This window comes from Pseudomonas sp. NPDC088322, assembly GCF_044740745.1.
GTDB classification, from domain to species: Bacteria; Pseudomonadota; Gammaproteobacteria; order Pseudomonadales; family Pseudomonadaceae; genus Aquipseudomonas; species Aquipseudomonas shirazensis.
Window position 1 is genome coordinate 201,443 of record NZ_JBIURK010000008.1, and the last position, 15,659, is coordinate 217,101.

Genomic DNA, 15,659 nt, shown 5'->3' on the forward strand with positions numbered 1-15,659 from the left:
CTTCCTTATTGCTTGTTGAGCTTGTCGAAGTACTCGTTGGCGCCGTTCTCGGAGCTGTGGTGCTTGCCATCGGCAGCACGGCTCTGCTCGGCACCCATCCACAGGCGCTCGAGGTCGTAGAACTGACGCGCAGCGGCGGTCATCATGTGCACGATGACGTCGTTCAGGTCGAGCAGCACCCAATCGCTTTCGCCTTTGCCTTCTTCGCCCAGCGGCATGACGCCCTTGGCTTTGACCAGCTCGCGAACCTTGTCCAGCATCGCGTTGATCTGGCGATTGGAGGTACCGGTAGCGATGATCATGTAGTCGGTCAGGCTGTGCTTGTCACGCACGTCGATCACCTGGATATCCAGGGCCTTGACCTCTCCCAGCGCTTCCTTGGCCACTTCGACCAGTTCTTCGGCAGTGATGTCGTTTTGCTTCTTCATAGTTACTCGTTCAACTCGTTTTGAATGAGGCGCCCCAACGGCGCCCTCAGTTGGACCCACGATATAGATCGTGCGCCTCTATGTAGGCCAGTACTGCATCCGGCACCAGAAACCGTACCGACTTGCCGCTGGCCAGCAGCTGTCGGATTTGCGTGGCCGACACCGCAAGCGGGGTCTGCCAGACGAACGAAATGTGACCCGCCGGGCCGGACATGGCAGTGGGATCGCTTTGCGAGCGCGCAGCCAGCAGGTTGCGCAGCTCGTCTGGTGGTTCGACATCCGCATCCGGGCGTTGCAGCACCAGGATGTGGCAATGTTGGAGCAATTCTTCCCAGCGGTGCCAGCCCGGCAGGCCGCAGAACGCGTCCCAGCCCAGGACCAGAAACAACTGGTCATCGCCGCTCAGCTCGGCCCGGATCGATTCCAGGCTGTCGATGGTATACGACGGTTTGTCACGGCCCAGCTCGCGCGCATCGACGCTCAGGCAGTCAACCCCGCTGACCGCGCTCTGCACCATCGCCAGGCGCGCCTGAGCGTCTACCTGTGGCGTGTCGCGGTGCGGCGGGCGGGCGTTGGGCAGCAGGCGCAGCTCGTCCAGGCCCATCAGCTCGGTCACTTCCAGCGCACTGCGCAGGTGGCCGATATGAACCGGGTCGAAGGTACCGCCGAAAATGCCGACGCGCCGCACTGCAGGGGCCTGATTCAACTCAGCTCGGCTCCTGGCCGCGCAGCTGGCCATCGCCAATCACTACGTATTTTTCGCAGGTCAGGCCTTCGAGGCCGACCGGACCACGCGCATGCAGCTTGTCGGTGGAAATACCGATCTCGGCACCCAGGCCATACTCGAAGCCGTCGGCAAAGCAGGTCGGGGTGTTGAGCATGACCGACGCCGAGTCGACCTCGGCGATGAAGCGCCGGGCCTGACCCTGGTGTTCGGTAATGATCGAGTCGGTGTGGTGCGAGCCGTAGTGATTGATGTGCTCGATGGCCTGCTCGAGGCCGTCGACCACGCGAATCGACAGGATCGCGTCGAGGTATTCGGTGTGCCAGTCGTCTTCGCTGGCAGGTGCTGCCTGGATGATCGCCCGGGCGCGCTCGCAGCCGCGCAGCTCGACGCCGTGTTCCTGGAAGCGCCGGGCCATTTCCGGCAGGAAGTCTGCAGCAATGGCCTGGTCGACCAGCAAGGTCTCCATGGCGCCGCAGATACCGTAGCGGTAAGTCTTGGCGTTGAAAGCAACGCGCCAGCCCTTGTCGAGGTCGGCGTGCACGTCGATGTACACATGGCAGATGCCATCGAGGTGCTTGATCACCGGTACGCGGGCATCGCGGCTGATCCGCTCGATCAGGCCACGGCCGCCACGCGGGACGATTACGTCGACGTACTCGGGCATGCTGATCAGTGCACCGACCGCTTCACGGTCGGTAGTTTCCACAACCTGCACCACTGCCGCTGGCAAACCTGCGGCAGCCAGGCCGCGCTGGATGCAGGTGGCAATCGCGCGATTGGAATGAATCGCCTCGGAGCCGCCACGCAGAATGGTCGCGTTACCCGACTTCAGGCACAGGCTGGCAGCATCGATGGTCACGTTCGGCCGCGACTCGTAGATGATCCCGATCACGCCCAGCGGCACGCGCATCTTGCCGACCTGAATGCCCGACGGGCGGTAGCTCATATCACGCACGGCGCCGACTGGATCGGGCAGGCTGGCCACCTGGCGCAGGCCGGTGATCATGCCGTCGATACGAGCAGGAGTCAGCGCCAAACGATCGAGCAGCGCCGCTTCCAAACCATTGCTGCGGCCATTGGCGAGGTCCTGCTCATTGGCGGCAGTGAGCTCGGCGCGGGCGGCGTCCAGCGCATCGGCAGCAGCCTGCAAGGCACGGTTCTTCTGTGCGGTGCTGGCGCGGGCGATCACGCGCGAGGCCTGGCGGGCAGCGCGACCCAGGCGGGTCATGTAGTCAAGAACGGACTCAGTCATGGGCTCGGTGTCTTGGCGAAAGGGGAAATCGGCTGATTATAACTGGCGGGCACCAGTACGCCCAGCGGCGGGTGGCGGATGGTAGAAGATGACGAGGTTAATGGACAGGAAAGATGTAACCTGGCTTGACCAAAATGCTACGTGCGAGGTCTGAAGGCCCCGTGGTTACTGGGCGCCAGCGGTTCGCGCCGGCAGGCAGCCATCTGCAGCAGCGTTCAGCCTCGATTAAGCGATTAATTGCTATGATCGCGCCATTCAATCACGAACAGCCAGCATGCCAGACCCAGCCCCCTGCCCGGCCCGCGCCCTGCCAGACAGCTTTTTCGACCGTGATGCCCAGACCCTGGCCAAGGCGCTGCTGGGCAAAGTCATTCGCCACCGTCAGGGCGACCTGTGGCTGGCTGCGCGGATCATCGAAACCGAAGCCTATTACCTGACCGACAAGGGCAGCCACGCCTCGCTGGGCTATACCGAAAAGCGCAAGGCGCTGTTTCTCGACGGCGGGCACATCTATATGTACTACGCCCGCGGCGGCGATTCGCTGAACTTCAGTGCCCACGGCCCGGGCAATGCGGTGCTGATCAAGTCAGCCTACCCGTTCACCGACGCGCTCTCGGACGCCAATAGCCTGGCCCGGATGCAACTGAACAACCCCGATGCCAGCGGCCAGTTGCGCCCACCCGAGCGCCTTTGCGCCGGGCAGACCCTGCTCTGCCGCGCGCTGGGCCTGAAGGTGCCGCACTGGGACGGCCAGCGCTTCGATCCGCAGGCGCTGTATGTCGAGGATTGTGCGCTGGCAGTGCCGCAGATCATCCAGTGCGCTCGCCTGGGCATTCCCCATGGCCGCGACGAGCACCTGCCGTACCGCTTCGTCGATGCTCAATTCGCCCGTTTCTGCACACGGAACCCGCTGCGTCGGGGCCAAGTCGAAGGCCGGGACTACTCAACTCTCGTACAAGGAAGCTGACCATGGGCCAATGGCTCGACAGCCTGACCGGCTGGCTCAGCGCCAATCCACAATGGCTTGGCGTGGCAATCTTCGTGGTGGCCTGTGTCGAATGCCTGGCGATTGCCGGGATCATCGTGCCGGGCACGGTATTGCTGTTTGCCGTTGCGGTGCTGGCCGGCAGTGGCGCATTCACCCTGGGCGAAACACTGCTGCTGGGCTTTGCCGGCGGCTTGCTCGGGGATGCGATGTCCTATGCCATCGGCAAGTATTTCCACCAGAACATCCGGCGCTTGCCGCTGATCCGCCATCACCCGGAGTGGATCGGCCGCGCCGAGACCTACTTCCAGCGCTATGGCATCGCCAGCCTGCTGGTGGGGCGCTTTATCGGGCCGTTGCGGCCGATGCTGCCGATGGTCGCCGGCATGTTCGACATGCCGTTGCCGCGCTTCATTGCGGTGAGCCTGGTGGCCGGCGCCGGCTGGTCGGTGGCTTATCTGCTGCCTGGCTGGGCGACCGGCGCGGCCATGCGCCTGCCGCTGCCGGAAGGTTTCTGGCTGGATGCAGGGATCATCGCCGGCACCTTGGCCGTGTTGATCGGCCTGAGCCTGAGCAGCAGCATTCGCGACCAGCGCCACGGGACCCGGCTGATCGCCGGGATGAGTTTTCTGGCGTTGGCCGGGGTGTTTCTCGGCTGGCCGTTCCTGCATGAGTTCGATCAGGGCGTGATGACTCTGGTGCAGGAGCACCGCAGCCAGGCGTTCGACGGCATCGTGGTGATCGTCACCCGCCTGGGCGACTTCCGCACTCAACTGTTCCTCGGCGGCTTGCTGACCGGCCTGCTGTTGCTGGCCCGGCAATGGCGCCATGCGGTCTTCGCCGGCAGCGCCCTGATGGGCACCGCGATTGCCAATGGCACGCTGAAGTGGCTGTTTGCCCGAGCCCGACCAGAAGTGCTCAGCGACCCGCTGACCACTTACAGCATGCCCAGCGGGCACAGTTCGGCCTCGTTTGCGTTCTTCCTGGTGATGGCGGTACTGGCCGGCCGCGGGCAACCGCCGCGGATGCGCCTGACCTGGATCATGCTCGGCTGCATCCCGGCGCTGTCCATCGCCCTGTCGCGGGTCTACCTGGGCGCGCACTGGCCGACCGATATCCTTGCCGGGGCCCTGCTGGCCTGCTGTATCTGTGCCCTCAGCCTGACCCTGGTGCAGTGGCGCCAGCCTTTGACGGCGCTACCGCTGCGGGTGTGGTGGCTGATCCTCCCGGCGTGCGTGGCACTGCTGGCGTTTTTTGCCCTGTACGCCCTGCCCCACGCACTACTGCGCTATCAGTACTGAGTGTGAAGGAGCGCCTGGCCAGGCGCTCCTGATCAGGCAAACAGCTCGCCTTGCATGCGCTCGAGCAGCGATTGAATCGCGGCCAGGCGCTGCTGCGGCGAGTCCATCGCCAGCAGCTCGAGCTTGTCTTCTTCGATAAACGGCAGCAGGTAGGCCAACTGGTTGGCCAACGCCTGGCGCCCCTCGGCGCGCGGCATATCCAGCGCCGCGACCATTGGATGCTCACCAAGGGCCAGCAGCAGCGCCACCAGGTCATCATCTTCCTCGCTCAAGGCGCTGTCGGCGCTGTCGGCCAGCCAGTTCACCTCGGCCAGCAGCAGTTGGTCTTTCTGCACGTTGGTCTGGCCGACCTCAAAGCGACGCACGCCCTCGACGCGAATGCCCAGCAGGCCGTTGTCCTGCTGTTCGAAGTCGCGGATCAGCGCTTCGCAGCCAATCGGCGCAACACCCATTGGCGCCTTGCCGACCTGCTCGCCCTCGAGGATGCACACCACGCCAAAGCCAGCGCCCTGCTTCATGCAGCGGCCGATCATGTCCAGGTAACGCGCCTCGAAGATCTGCAGATCGAGCATGCACCCGGGAAACAGCACGGTGTTGAGCGGAAACAGCGGTAGCGTCATGTTCAATCCTCAAGCCACCAGGCTAACCGCCAACGGCAGGAATACCGCCGTGGCCACACCCATCAAACTCATCGCCAGCGCCGCAAAGGCGCCGCATTCGTCACTTTCCTGCAGGGCCACCGAGGTGCCTACCGCATGTGCGGTAATCCCCAGCGACATCCCCCGCGCCTCGGCGCTGTGCACACCACAACGGCTGAGCAGCGCCGGGCCGAAAATCGCCCCGATCACCCCGGTGATCAACACGAACACCGCCGCCAGCGCGGCCACGCCGCCGATCTGCTCGGCCACCAGCATGGCAATCGGCGAGGTCACCGACTTGGGCGCCATGGTCATCAGGATCATGTGCTCGGCACCGAACCACCAACCCAGCAGCACACAGGCACCAGTGGCGAACACCCCTCCGATTACCAGCGTAGTAAAGGTGGGCCAGAACAACTGGCGAATCCGCCGCAGGTTCAGATACAGCGGCACCGCCAGCGCGACCGTGGCCGGGCCAAGCAGGATATTCATGATCTCGGTGCTCTTGCGGTACTCGCTGTAATCGATGCCGCACAGCAGCAGGATAGTAATCACCACCACCATCGAGACCAGCACCGGCTGCAAAAAGATCCAACGGGTCTTCTCGAAGGCCGCCAGCACCAACTGGTAAGCACCCAGGGTGATGCCGATGCCAAACAGCGGATGGTGCACTACGGCATCCAGTGCGCCTTGCCAATCGAGGATCATGGGTGCTCCTCCGGCTTGCTCTGGCGCTGGATCAGCTTCTGCATCAAGACGCCGACGAATACCAGGGTCAGCAGGCAAGACAGCACCAACGCGCCGACGATGGCCCAGAAGTCAGCAGCAATGTCTTTGGCATAGACCATCACCCCAACGGCAGGCGGCACCAGCAGCAACGGCAGGTAACGCAACAGGCTGGAGGCCGCTTCGTTCAACGGTTTGCCGACTTCGCCGCGGGCGATGAGAAATACCAGCAGCAGCAACAGGCCGATGATCGGCCCAGGCAGAATCGGCACCAGCAGGTGATTGAGTGCCGTACCCAGCAACTGAAACAACACCAGCCAGGTCAATCCACGCAACAGCATAAGCTTCTCCTTGGGGCATGGCGGCCATTATAAACACGCGTGGCCGGGCGCGTGGCCAGCACATGGTTGCTTGACCGCGCGCTGCCAACATGATGATCTTGCACGCGCGTACCACTTGAGCAGACACGACAACCTGGAGAGTCACGATGCCCTATGTACCTGTTGCAGCGCTTTCGCAGTATGTTGGTAAGGAACTGGGACGTTCCGCCTGGCTGACCATCGATCAGCAACGCATCAGCCTGTTCGCCGAAGCCACTGGCGATTTCCAGTTCATCCACGTCGACCCGGAACAAGCCAGCAAGACTCCGTTCGGCTGCACCATCGCCCATGGCTTTCTGACCCTGTCGCTGATCCCCAAGCTGATGGAAGACATCCTCGTGCTGCCCGAGGGCATGAAGATGATCGTCAACTATGGCCTGGACAGCGTGCGCTTCATCCAGCCAGTCAAGGTCGACAGCAATGTCCGTCTCAAGGTCGAGCTGAAGGAAGCGACCGAGAAAAAGCCTGGCCAGTGGCTGCTGAAGATCCTCGCTACCCTGGAAATCGAAGGCGAAGACAAGCCGGCTTATATCGCCGAGCCGTTGACCCTGTGTTTCGTCTGAGCCACTGACGGGGCTGCCACGCGGCCCTGCGATTGCCGGCTGGGCACTGTCTCAGCCCACGCATTGTGCGGCATACTCGGCACATCTATCGCCGAGATCCGCCATGCGTGTACTGCTGCCCCTCGCCCTCACCGTTCTGCTTGCTGCCTGTGGCGATGGCGAACCACTGTCGCCGCCAGACGCCCGCCTGCCTGACGGTGGCCGCTACCGTGGCCAGGTGGTCAATGGCCTGCTGCAGGGCGAGGGCCGCATCGACTACCCCAATGGCAGTTGGTACGCCGGCACCTTCGCCAACGGCCAGTGGCATGGCCAGGGCGAATGGCATGGCAGCAACGGCGAGGTCTACCGCGGCCAGTTCGCCAGCGGCCTGTTCGAGGGCCTGGGCGAGCTGACCACGCCCGGCAGCCACTACTCAGGCACCTTCAAGCATGGCCGGCGCGACGGTGAAGGCACCCTCAAGCAGAACGATCAGGTCTACCGTGGCCAGTTCAAGGACGACCAGTACCATGGCGCCGGCGAGCTCAAGTTGACCGACGGCAGCCAGTACCAGGGCCTGTTCGCCAAGGGCCAGCCGAACGGCGCCGGGGTGCGCAGCGATGCCAGCGGCAATCAGTTCAGTGGCTACTTCGTCGATGGCCAGCTGCAAGGCAGCGGCACTTACGACAGCGCCGATGGCGAGCAGTACATCGGCGAGTTCAAGGACAACCGCCTGCAAGGCCGCGGCCGCTTCGAAAACGCCGACGGCGACGTCTGGATCGGTGAGTTCAGCGATGGCTCGCTGGACGGCCAGGGCGAGCTGCTGGGCAGCGATGGCAGCCGCTACAAGGGCGGCTTTCGCAACTGGCGGTTCTCGGGCGAAGGCCGCCTGCACCTGGCGGACGGCAGCCAGTACATCGGCGGTTTTGCCGACGACGCCTACCAGGGCCATGGCCGCCTGATCCACGCCGACGGCCGCATCGAGGGCGGCTACTGGGTCAAGGGCGTGCGTGTGCGCGACGAACAGAGCAAGCTGCTGCCCGACCCGCTCGACCTTGCCCTGCTCAATCAGGGCAAGCTGCTCAAGGATGCGCTGGCCCAGGTGCCGCCATCCAAGGCGCCGATCCAGCTGTACAGCCTGGTGCTGGCCGGTGATGGCCAGCAAAGTGTGTTCATGCGTGAAGCCGACTATGTCAGCAACATGCTCAAGGTGCGCTTTGGTGCCAGCGGCCAGATCACCCTGGTCAACCACCGCGATCACCTGGCCGATCGGCCAATGGCCACCCGCCAGAACCTCACCCGCGCCGCCACAACCCTGGCCGAGCGCAGCGGCCCGGAAGACCTGATCTTCATCTACCTGACCAGCCACGGCAGCGCCGATCACCAGCTGGTGCTCGACCAGCCGCGCCTGCAACTGGCCGATCTCTCCGCCGATGAGCTGGCCAGCGCCCTCGCGCCGCTCAAAGACCGCGACAAGGTGGTGGTGATCTCGGCCTGCTACTCCGGCGGTTATATCCCGCCACTGAAAGATGAGCGGACCCTGATCATGACCGCCGCGCGCCCGGACAGGGTGTCATTTGGCTGTTCGGAAGAGGCCGACTTCACCTATTTCGGCGACGCCCTGTTCGCTGAAGCCCTGAATCAGACCGACGACTTGAAACAGGCGTTTGAACTGGCGCGCGCCAGCGTTGCCGAACGGGAACGTAGGGAAGGTTTCGAGGCCTCTGAACCGCAGCTGTGGGCGCCGCCCGCAGTACTGGCACACTGGCAACGGCTGCGCCAGCAGCAGGCCGAAGAAGCCTTGCGCAATGAAGCTCAGACAGCCGTACCGCCGCAGGCAAAACCACCTGCCAGGCGCTAAGCTGTGTGTAACAAGGGAGAGACATCATGTACTTGACGCCTCAGCATGTCCTGATCGCCGGCGCAACTGGCCTGACAGGTGAACACCTGCTTGACCGGCTGCTCAATGAACCCACCATCAGCCGCGTGCTGGCGCCAACGCGCCGGCCGCTGGCAGAGCATCCACACCTGGAAAACCCGGTCGGCGACCCTGCGGTGTTTCTGCCGCAACTGGGCGGCCGAGTCGATATCGCCTTCTGCTGCCTGGGCACTACCATCAAACAGGCGGGCTCGGAGTCGGCGTTTCGCGCTGTCGATCTGGACATGGTGGTGGCCTTCAGCAAACGTGCGCGGGAAATGGGTGCACGCCATCTGCTGGTGGTCAGCGCCATTGGCGCAGACCCCAAGTCGTCGGTGTTCTACAACCGGGTCAAAGGCGAAATGGAAGAGGCGCTGAAAGCGCAGGACTGGCCACAGCTGACCATCGTGCGGCCATCGCTGTTGCTCGGTGAGCGGATTGAACCGCGCCTCGCCGAGCGCCTGGCCGCGCCGATTGCCCGGCTGCTGCCTGGCAAGTACGGTGGCATCGAAGCGTGTACCCTGGCCCGGGCATTGTGGCGCCTGGCGCTGGAAGAAGAAGACGGTATCCGCGTGATCGAGTCGGACGAACTGCGCAAACTGGGTAAAAACTAAGCAATTGCCGGGGGCTGCCCCGGCAATCTCACAGCCCACCTGATGCGTTGAAGCCCACGCCAAGTGCAGTCAGCAACGACAGCGGCAGCAACAGGGTATCGAGCAGCGCGCTGCCGGGCAGGTCCAGCGCCGGATAAGCCGGGGCTTGCGCTCCAAAGCGATCCGCAGGGCAGCAGCCACCCTTCATCACATACCAATCCAGACGGGTGCCGGCGTATACCACCGGCGCCCCAGGCTTGTTCGCATCCAGCGTACGCACGGTGGCGCAGCCGCCCAGCGAAGTAGCGACCAGCAAGGCCAGCAGAGCCCGCCTCAATCATCCACTCCGTAGTGATGCTCGCCCCAGCGCGGCAGCATGTCCTGAGGGATGTTCAGCAGGTTGAGAATCCGCGCGACGACAAAGTCGACCAGGTCATCGATGGTCTGCGGCTGATGGTAGAACCCAGGCGCTGCAGGCAGAATCACCGCGCCCATCTGCGACAGCTTGAGCATGTTCTCCAGGTGAATGGTCGAGAACGGCGCCTCACGCGGCACCAGAATCAGCTGGCGGCGCTCCTTCAAAGTGACGTCGGCGGCACGCTCGATCAGATTGTTGCAGGCACCTGTGGCAATCGCCGACAAGCTCCCGGTCGAGCACGGCACCACGACCATGGCCGCAGGCGCGCCGGAGCCGGACGCAACCGGCGACATCCAGTCTTCCTTGCCGTACACGCGAATCTGCCCGGCGGCAGCGCCGGTGTATTCGGTGAGGAAGGTCTGCATCGCCTGCGCCTTGGGCGGCAGTTGCACATCGGTCTCGGTGGCCATTACCAGCTGGGCGGCCTTCGAGATCAGAAAATGCACCTCGCGGTCTTCCCGTACCAGGCAATCGAGCAGGCGCAGGCCGTATTGCGCGCCGGAGGCGCCGGTCATGGCCAGGGTAATGCGCTGCGGGCCGTTCACTTCAAGGCCTCGGCCAGCTTGCCGTGCAGGCCGCCAAAGCCGCCGTTGCTCATGATCACCACATGGGTCCCGGGGCGCGCCTGGCCCTTGACCCGCTCGATGATCGCCTCAAGGCTGTCGGCGACAATCGCCGGCACCTTGCACTGCGCGGCAGTCGCGGCGAGATCCCAACCGAGGTTGGCCGGGGCATACCAGATCACCTGGTCGGCATCGTTGACGCTCTCGGGCAGGCCGTCGCGGTGCGCACCGAGCTTCATCGAATTGGAACGGGGCTCGATCACGGCGATCACCGGCGCCTCACCGACCTGCTTGCGCAGGCCATCGAGGGTGGTGGCAATCGCGGTCGGGTGATGAGCGAAGTCATCGTAGATGGTCACGCCCTGTACTTCAGCAACCTTCTCCATGCGCCGCTTGACGCTCTTGAAGGCATTCAGTCCGTCGATGGCCATCGCCGGGACGACGCCGACATGACGCGCCGCAGCCAGCGTCGCGAGGGCATTGGCAACGTTGTGCTGGCCAGTCATCGGCCAATTGACGGTGCCCTGCACCACGCCTTCGAACAGCACTTCAAACTGCGAGCCGTCGGCGCTGAGCAGGCGCGCCTGCCACTGCCCGCCAGCACCGGTGGTCTGCACCGGCGTCCAGCAGCCCATGCCGATCACCCGCTCCAGGGCTTGCTCGGTGGTCGGATGAATGACCAGCCCTTCACTCGGGATGGTCCGCACCAGGTGATGGAACTGACGCTCGATGGCGGCCAGGTCGGGGAAGATATCGGCGTGGTCGAACTCAAGGTTGTTGAGGATCGCGGTACGCGGGTGGTAATGGACGAACTTCGAGCGCTTGTCGAAGAAGGCGCTGTCGTATTCGTCGGCTTCGATCACGAAGAACGGCGTATCGCCGAGACGCGCCGACACCGAGAAGTTCTGCGGCACGCCACCAATGAGGAAGCCCGGGCTCATCCCCGCATGCTCCAGCACCCAGGCGAGCATGCTGCTGGTAGTGGTCTTGCCATGGGTGCCGGCGACAGCCAGGACCCAGCGGCCTTGCAGCACATGGTCGGCCAGCCACTGCGGGCCGGAAACATACGGCAGGCCTTTGTTCAGCACATATTCGACTGCCGGGTTGCCACGCGACATGGCGTTGCCGATCACCACCAGATCAGGGGCTGGCTCCAGCTGCGCCGGGTCATAGCCCTGGATCAGCTCGATGCCCTGGGCTTCGAGCTGGGTGCTCATCGGCGGATAGACATTGGCATCGGAGCCGGTGACCCGATGGCCGAGCTCTTTCGCCAGCACGGCCAGGGAGCCCATGAAAGTACCGCAAATACCGAGAATATGAATGTGCATGATCGACCTCGCAAAACGTCGAGGCAGGGTAGCCCAGGGCGCGCCAATTCGCACCCGCTGATTCAGCTTCAACTGACTCGGGTGATGCCGTGTTTGCGCAGTTTGCGATACAGGGTGTTGCGGCTGATGCCCAGGTGGCTGGCGACATGGGTCAGGTGCCAGCGCAGTTGTTCAAGGGTGGCCAGCAGCGCTTCGCGCTCGGCATCGGCCAACGGCGCGGCCACGCTGGCATTAGCCGTTGCCGGAGCGGTGCGGGTGATGATCGCCGGCAGGTCAGCCAGACCGATGCGCCGATCGTCACACAGCGCCACCAGCGTACGCAGCACGTTGCGCAACTGGCGCACGTTACCGGGCCAGGCGAAGGCCAGCAGCGCCTCGCGGGCCGCCGGCGCCAGCTCAAGCGGCTGGCCATCGGCCTCCTGCGCCAGGATGAAGTCGAGCAACTGGCCCTTGTCGCTACGCTCGCGGACTGCTGGCAAAGGCACTTCGAGGCCGTTGAGGCGGTAGTAGAGGTCTTCGCGAAAACTGCCCTGCTCGACCCGCTCGAGCAGATCGCGGTGGGTGGCGCTGATGATGCGCACATCCACGGCCTGCGCCTCGCCGCCGATGGGCACTACCTGGCGTTCTTCCAGCACGCGCAGCAGGCGCGTCTGCAAGGCCAGCGGCATGTCACCGATCTCGTCCAGCAGCAAGGTGCCGCCATCCGCCTGGAGCAGCTTGCCGCGCATGCCTTCCTTGCGCGCGCCGGTAAAGCTGCCGCCGCGATAACCGAACAGCTCGCTCTCGATCAGGCTCTCCGGGATCGACGCGCAGTTGATCGCCACAAACGGCTTGTGCCGGCGCTGGCTGGCCTGGTGCACCGCCTGGGCAAAGGCCTCCTTGCCGCACCCGGTTTCACCACGCAGGAGCAATGGCACATCGCGCTCGAACACGCGCAGGGCGCGGCCAAAGTCGGTTTGCAGGGCCGGGTCGAGCAGGCAGATCTGCGCTGCTGGCGCCACCACCGGCAAGGGCTGCGCGGCGGGCACGGCCCAGGCCGCTACCGGTGCCTGCCCGCGCAGGCTGGCATAGACCTGACGGCCATCGCGGGTGTGCAGGGGCCAGGCGGTACTGCCCTGCGGCGTCGCGCGGCCGAGCAACTCGTCGAGGTTGCAGGCAAAGAACATATCGATCGGTTTGCCCAGCACGCCACTGCGAATGCTGCCCAGCAGGTTCAGCGCGCTCTGGTTGGCCGCGCTGATCCGGCCATCGCCATCAAAGGCAAGCAAGCCTTCACTGAACAGCCCGACCGACTCTGCCTGCAGGTGAAAACGCAGCAGCCATTGGTGCTGGTAGTGGCGCAGGAAGTAGCAACTCTCGATCATCTTCGCCGACAGGTTGACCAGCGCCATGGTGTGGAACTGGCTCTGACGCGACACGTCGGCCCGCGCCGAGGACACGTCGAGCACCGCCAGCAGTTCGCCGTGCGGGTCGAATACCGGGCTCGCCGAGCAGGTCAGGCCGGTGTGGCGGCCACGAAAGTGTTCATTCTGATGAATGGTCAGCGCCTGGCGCTCGACCAGGCAGGTGCCGATGCCGTTGGTGCCCTCGCTGGCTTCGCTCCAGTCCGCCCCCAGCCACAGCCCGGCGCGCTCGAAGATACGCCGCTCGGTGGGCGCCGTGACACAGTTGAGGATCACCCCGTGGGCATCGGTGAGCAGCACCGCATGGCCGGCGCCAGAGAGCTGCTGGTGCAGACTGTTCATCTCGCCGTCGGCAATGTGCAGCACCTGGCGCAGGCGCTCGCGGGTCTCCAACAGGCGCCCGTGCTCAAGCACCACCGGCGCCTGGCTGCGCGCAGGATCAAGGTGGTAGTCCTCCAGGCAACGCAGCCACGAACGGGCAATGGAAGGGTCACTGGCCGGGCCGTTGCCTTCACCGCGGGCGGTGGTCAGGACCTGCTGGGCATGCTGGCTGAACGTGGTGTTCTGCATTTGTTGTTGGACTCCGCAGATACAGTCTGTGGCCAGCATCCTCCACCCGGCAAGCCTTTGCAATGGTGCGCTGGCGTGGCCGGCACAGGCTGTACCGCCAATGGTACAAAGTGTCACCCAGCGCGTGCCAGCCCTGGCACAACGGCTGGCCATGACGCCCGCAGCACTGGGCCAAGCCCTTGATCTACAAGGCCTGGCAGGCGCTGGCCCGCCCTTTGCTCTACGCTTGATAACTCCCTAACAAACATAACTAACCAGGAGAGACACCATGCGTTACGCACATCCCGGTACCGACGGCGCCAAGGTCAACTTCAAGCGTCAGTACGGCAACTTCATCGGTGGCGAGTTCGTAGCTCCGGTCAAAGGTCAATATTTCGAAAACACTTCGCCGGTCAACGGCAAGCTGATCGCTGAATTCCCGCGCTCGACTGCCGAAGACATCGACAAGGCGCTGGACGCCGCCCACGCTGCTGCCGATGCCTGGGGCCGCACTTCGGTACAGGATCGCTCCAACGTACTGCTGAAGATTGCCGACCGTATCGAGCAGAACCTCGAACTGCTGGCCATCACCGAAACCTGGGACAACGGCAAGCCGATCCGCGAAACCCTCAACGCCGACATCCCGCTGGCAGTCGACCACTTCCGCTACTTCGCGGGCTGCATTCGTGCCCAGGAAGGCGGCGCTGCCGAAATCAATGAAAACACCGTGGCCTATCACATCCACGAACCGCTGGGCGTGGTCGGCCAGATCATCCCGTGGAACTTCCCGATCCTGATGGCCGCATGGAAGCTCGCCCCGGCCCTGGCTGCCGGCAACTGCGTGGTGCTCAAGCCCGCCGAGCAAACCCCGCTGGGCATCACCGTGCTGGTCGAACTGATCGGCGACCTTCTGCCACCTGGCGTGCTCAACGTGGTGCAGGGCTATGGCCGTGAGGCCGGCGAAGCGCTGGCGACCAGCAAGCGCATTGCCAAGATCGCCTTCACCGGCTCGACCCCAGTCGGTTCGCACATCATGAAGTGCGCTGCCGAGAACATCATCCCGTCCACCGTCGAACTGGGCGGCAAGTCGCCGAACATCTACTTCGAAGACGTCATGCAGGCCGAGCCGAGCTTTATCGACAAGGCCGCCGAGGGCATGGTGCTGGCGTTCTTCAACCAGGGCGAAGTGTGCACCTGCCCATCGCGGGCGCTGGTCCAGGAGTCGATCTATCCGCAGTTCATGGAAGCGGTGCTGAACAAGGTCAAGCAGATCAAGCGTGGCGACCCGCTGGACACCGAGACCATGATCGGCGCTCAGGCCTCGCAGCAGCAGTTCGAGAAGATTCTCTCCTACCTGGACATCGCCCAGGCCGAAGGCGCCGAGCTGCTCAGCGGCGGCAAGGTGGAAAAACTCGAAGGCGCCCTGGCCACCGGCTATTACATCCAGCCGACCCTGCTCAAGGGCAACAACAAGATGCGCGTGTTCCAGGAAGAAATCTTCGGCCCGGTGGTCAGTGTCACCACCTTCAAGGACGAAGCTGAAGCGCTGGCGATTGCCAACGACACCGAGTTCGGCCTCGGCGCCGGGGTCTGGACCCGCGACATCAACCGCGCCTACCGCATGGGCCGTGGCATCAAAGCCGGCCGGGTATGGACCAACTGCTATCACCTGTACCCCGCGCACGCCGCGTTTGGTGGCTACAAAAAGTCCGGGGTTGGCCGCGAAACGCACAAGATGATGCTCGATCATTATCAGCAGACCAAGAACCTGCTGGTGAGCTACGACATCAATCCGCTGGGCTTCTTCTAAATACGCCCGGGGCTGCTTTGCAGCCCTTTCGCGACACAAGGCCGCTCCTACAGCCGACTGTGGGAGCGGGCTTGCCCGCGAAGGGCCGCAAAATGGCGATG

At 64.0% G+C, this 15,659-nt stretch carries 16 protein-coding genes; 6 read left to right on the forward strand and 10 right to left on the reverse strand.

Annotated features, from left to right (window positions below; translation table 11 throughout):
• Positions 1 to 5: 5 nt before the first annotated feature.
• Genes rsfS through ACIOAU_RS20925 form a run of 3 tightly spaced genes read right to left on the reverse strand, consistent with a single transcriptional unit; the run spans position 6 to position 2,407 of the window.
• Positions 6 to 428: a ribosome silencing factor gene (gene rsfS, locus ACIOAU_RS20915; protein ID WP_101322268.1), complete on the reverse strand. Its 423-nt coding sequence runs from the start codon at positions 426 to 428 to the stop codon at positions 6 to 8.
• Positions 429 to 474: 46 nt separating this feature from the next.
• Positions 475 to 1,167 carry a nicotinate-nucleotide adenylyltransferase gene (nadD, locus tag ACIOAU_RS20920; RefSeq protein WP_401184401.1) on the reverse strand — a complete coding sequence of 231 codons (693 nt, stop codon included), beginning with the start codon at positions 1,165 to 1,167 and terminating at the stop codon, positions 475 to 477.
• The gene (locus ACIOAU_RS20925) at positions 1,136 to 2,407 is read right to left on the reverse strand and encodes a glutamate-5-semialdehyde dehydrogenase (protein WP_401184403.1); all 1,272 of its coding nucleotides are present in this window, start codon (positions 2,405 to 2,407) and stop codon (positions 1,136 to 1,138) included. Before ACIOAU_RS20925 ends, nadD begins: the two co-directional genes overlap by 32 nt.
• 274 nt (positions 2,408 to 2,681) lie before the next feature.
• Between ACIOAU_RS20925 and ACIOAU_RS20930 the strand changes: the two genes are divergently transcribed.
• Together ACIOAU_RS20930 and ACIOAU_RS20935 are read left to right on the forward strand one after the other, a co-directional pair.
• A complete protein-coding gene (locus ACIOAU_RS20930; protein WP_101322271.1) occupies positions 2,682 to 3,374 on the forward strand; it encodes a DNA-3-methyladenine glycosylase in 693 nt (230 codons plus the stop codon).
• Positions 3,375 to 3,376: 2 nt separating this feature from the next.
• Positions 3,377 to 4,693 carry a bifunctional DedA family/phosphatase PAP2 family protein gene (locus tag ACIOAU_RS20935; protein ID WP_150570977.1) on the forward strand — a complete coding sequence of 439 codons (1,317 nt, stop codon included), beginning with the start codon at positions 3,377 to 3,379 and terminating at the stop codon, positions 4,691 to 4,693.
• Positions 4,694 to 4,725: 32 nt separating this feature from the next.
• Here the strand turns inward: ACIOAU_RS20935 and ACIOAU_RS20940 are convergent, their stop codons facing one another.
• The 3 genes from ACIOAU_RS20940 to ACIOAU_RS20950 are packed head-to-tail and all read right to left on the reverse strand — an operon-like array spanning position 4,726 to position 6,398.
• On the reverse strand, positions 4,726 to 5,313 hold the full coding sequence (locus ACIOAU_RS20940; protein WP_101322273.1) for an LON peptidase substrate-binding domain-containing protein: 588 nt from the start codon (positions 5,311 to 5,313) through the stop codon (positions 4,726 to 4,728).
• 9 nt (positions 5,314 to 5,322) lie between these two features.
• Positions 5,323 to 6,039 carry an LrgB family protein gene (locus ACIOAU_RS20945; protein ID WP_101322274.1) on the reverse strand — a complete coding sequence of 239 codons (717 nt, stop codon included), beginning with the start codon at positions 6,037 to 6,039 and terminating at the stop codon, positions 5,323 to 5,325.
• Positions 6,036 to 6,398: a CidA/LrgA family protein gene (locus ACIOAU_RS20950; RefSeq protein ID WP_101322275.1), complete on the reverse strand. Its 363-nt coding sequence runs from the start codon at positions 6,396 to 6,398 to the stop codon at positions 6,036 to 6,038. The genes ACIOAU_RS20945 and ACIOAU_RS20950 overlap by 4 nt, the downstream gene beginning before the upstream one ends.
• A 146-nt stretch (positions 6,399 to 6,544) precedes the next feature.
• Between ACIOAU_RS20950 and ACIOAU_RS20955 the strand changes: the two genes are divergently transcribed.
• The 3 genes from ACIOAU_RS20955 (at position 6,545) to ACIOAU_RS20965 (ending at position 9,508) form a co-directional block, all read left to right on the forward strand.
• Positions 6,545 to 7,000 carry a MaoC family dehydratase gene (locus ACIOAU_RS20955; RefSeq protein WP_401184408.1) on the forward strand — a complete coding sequence of 152 codons (456 nt, stop codon included), beginning with the start codon at positions 6,545 to 6,547 and terminating at the stop codon, positions 6,998 to 7,000.
• Between the two features lie 103 nt (positions 7,001 to 7,103).
• The gene (locus ACIOAU_RS20960) at positions 7,104 to 8,837 is read left to right on the forward strand and encodes a C13 family peptidase (protein WP_150570979.1); all 1,734 of its coding nucleotides are present in this window, start codon (positions 7,104 to 7,106) and stop codon (positions 8,835 to 8,837) included.
• A 26-nt stretch (positions 8,838 to 8,863) separates the two neighbouring features.
• A complete protein-coding gene (locus ACIOAU_RS20965; RefSeq protein WP_101322278.1) occupies positions 8,864 to 9,508 on the forward strand; it encodes an oxidoreductase in 645 nt (214 codons plus the stop codon).
• A 28-nt stretch (positions 9,509 to 9,536) separates the two neighbouring features.
• Here ACIOAU_RS20965 and ACIOAU_RS20970 read toward each other — a convergent pair whose 3' ends face one another.
• From ACIOAU_RS20970 to ACIOAU_RS20985, 4 genes are all read right to left on the reverse strand, one after another.
• Positions 9,537 to 9,824, reverse strand: a complete 288-nt coding sequence (locus ACIOAU_RS20970) for a YceK/YidQ family lipoprotein (RefSeq protein ID WP_101322279.1) — start codon at positions 9,822 to 9,824, stop codon at positions 9,537 to 9,539.
• Complete coding sequence (gene ubiX / locus ACIOAU_RS20975; protein WP_101322280.1) at positions 9,821 to 10,450, reverse strand: flavin prenyltransferase UbiX; 630 nt, start codon at positions 10,448 to 10,450, stop codon at positions 9,821 to 9,823. The genes ACIOAU_RS20970 and ubiX overlap by 4 nt, the downstream gene beginning before the upstream one ends.
• On the reverse strand, positions 10,447 to 11,796 hold the full coding sequence (gene mpl, locus ACIOAU_RS20980; RefSeq protein WP_101322281.1) for a UDP-N-acetylmuramate:L-alanyl-gamma-D-glutamyl-meso-diaminopimelate ligase: 1,350 nt from the start codon (positions 11,794 to 11,796) through the stop codon (positions 10,447 to 10,449). The genes ubiX and mpl overlap by 4 nt, the downstream gene beginning before the upstream one ends.
• A 68-nt stretch (positions 11,797 to 11,864) precedes the next feature.
• Positions 11,865 to 13,769, reverse strand: a complete 1,905-nt coding sequence (locus ACIOAU_RS20985) for a sigma-54-dependent Fis family transcriptional regulator (RefSeq protein WP_259078802.1) — start codon at positions 13,767 to 13,769, stop codon at positions 11,865 to 11,867.
• 268 nt (positions 13,770 to 14,037) lie between these two features.
• On the opposite strand from ACIOAU_RS20985, the gene ACIOAU_RS20990 reads away from it, so the two are divergent.
• Complete coding sequence (locus ACIOAU_RS20990) at positions 14,038 to 15,558, forward strand: aldehyde dehydrogenase family protein (protein ID WP_101322283.1); 1,521 nt, start codon at positions 14,038 to 14,040, stop codon at positions 15,556 to 15,558.
• The last annotated feature ends 101 nt before the right edge of the window (positions 15,559 to 15,659 follow it).

Bases quoted from the DNA above. Each gene is read 5' to 3' on its own strand.
- rsfS (WP_101322268.1), bottom strand. From the start codon at position 428: ATGAAGAAGCAAAACGACATCACTGCCGAAGAACTGGTCGAAGTGGCC.
- nadD (WP_401184401.1), bottom strand. From the start codon at position 1,167: ATGGCCAGCTGCGCGGCCAGGAGCCGAGCTGAGTTGAATCAGGCCCCT.
- ACIOAU_RS20925 (WP_401184403.1), bottom strand. From the start codon at position 2,407: ATGACTGAGTCCGTTCTTGACTACATGACCCGCCTGGGTCGCGCTGCC.
- ACIOAU_RS20930 (WP_101322271.1), top strand. From the start codon at position 2,682: ATGCCAGACCCAGCCCCCTGCCCGGCCCGCGCCCTGCCAGACAGCTTT.
- ACIOAU_RS20935 (WP_150570977.1), top strand. From the start codon at position 3,377: ATGGGCCAATGGCTCGACAGCCTGACCGGCTGGCTCAGCGCCAATCCA.
- ACIOAU_RS20940 (WP_101322273.1), bottom strand. From the start codon at position 5,313: ATGACGCTACCGCTGTTTCCGCTCAACACCGTGCTGTTTCCCGGGTGC.
- ACIOAU_RS20945 (WP_101322274.1), bottom strand. From the start codon at position 6,039: ATGATCCTCGATTGGCAAGGCGCACTGGATGCCGTAGTGCACCATCCG.
- ACIOAU_RS20950 (WP_101322275.1), bottom strand. From the start codon at position 6,398: ATGCTGTTGCGTGGATTGACCTGGCTGGTGTTGTTTCAGTTGCTGGGT.
- ACIOAU_RS20955 (WP_401184408.1), top strand. From the start codon at position 6,545: ATGCCCTATGTACCTGTTGCAGCGCTTTCGCAGTATGTTGGTAAGGAA.
- ACIOAU_RS20960 (WP_150570979.1), top strand. From the start codon at position 7,104: ATGCGTGTACTGCTGCCCCTCGCCCTCACCGTTCTGCTTGCTGCCTGT.
- ACIOAU_RS20965 (WP_101322278.1), top strand. From the start codon at position 8,864: ATGTACTTGACGCCTCAGCATGTCCTGATCGCCGGCGCAACTGGCCTG.
- mpl (WP_101322281.1), bottom strand. From the start codon at position 11,796: ATGCACATTCATATTCTCGGTATTTGCGGTACTTTCATGGGCTCCCTG.
- ACIOAU_RS20985 (WP_259078802.1), bottom strand. From the start codon at position 13,769: ATGCAGAACACCACGTTCAGCCAGCATGCCCAGCAGGTCCTGACCACC.
- ACIOAU_RS20990 (WP_101322283.1), top strand. From the start codon at position 14,038: ATGCGTTACGCACATCCCGGTACCGACGGCGCCAAGGTCAACTTCAAG.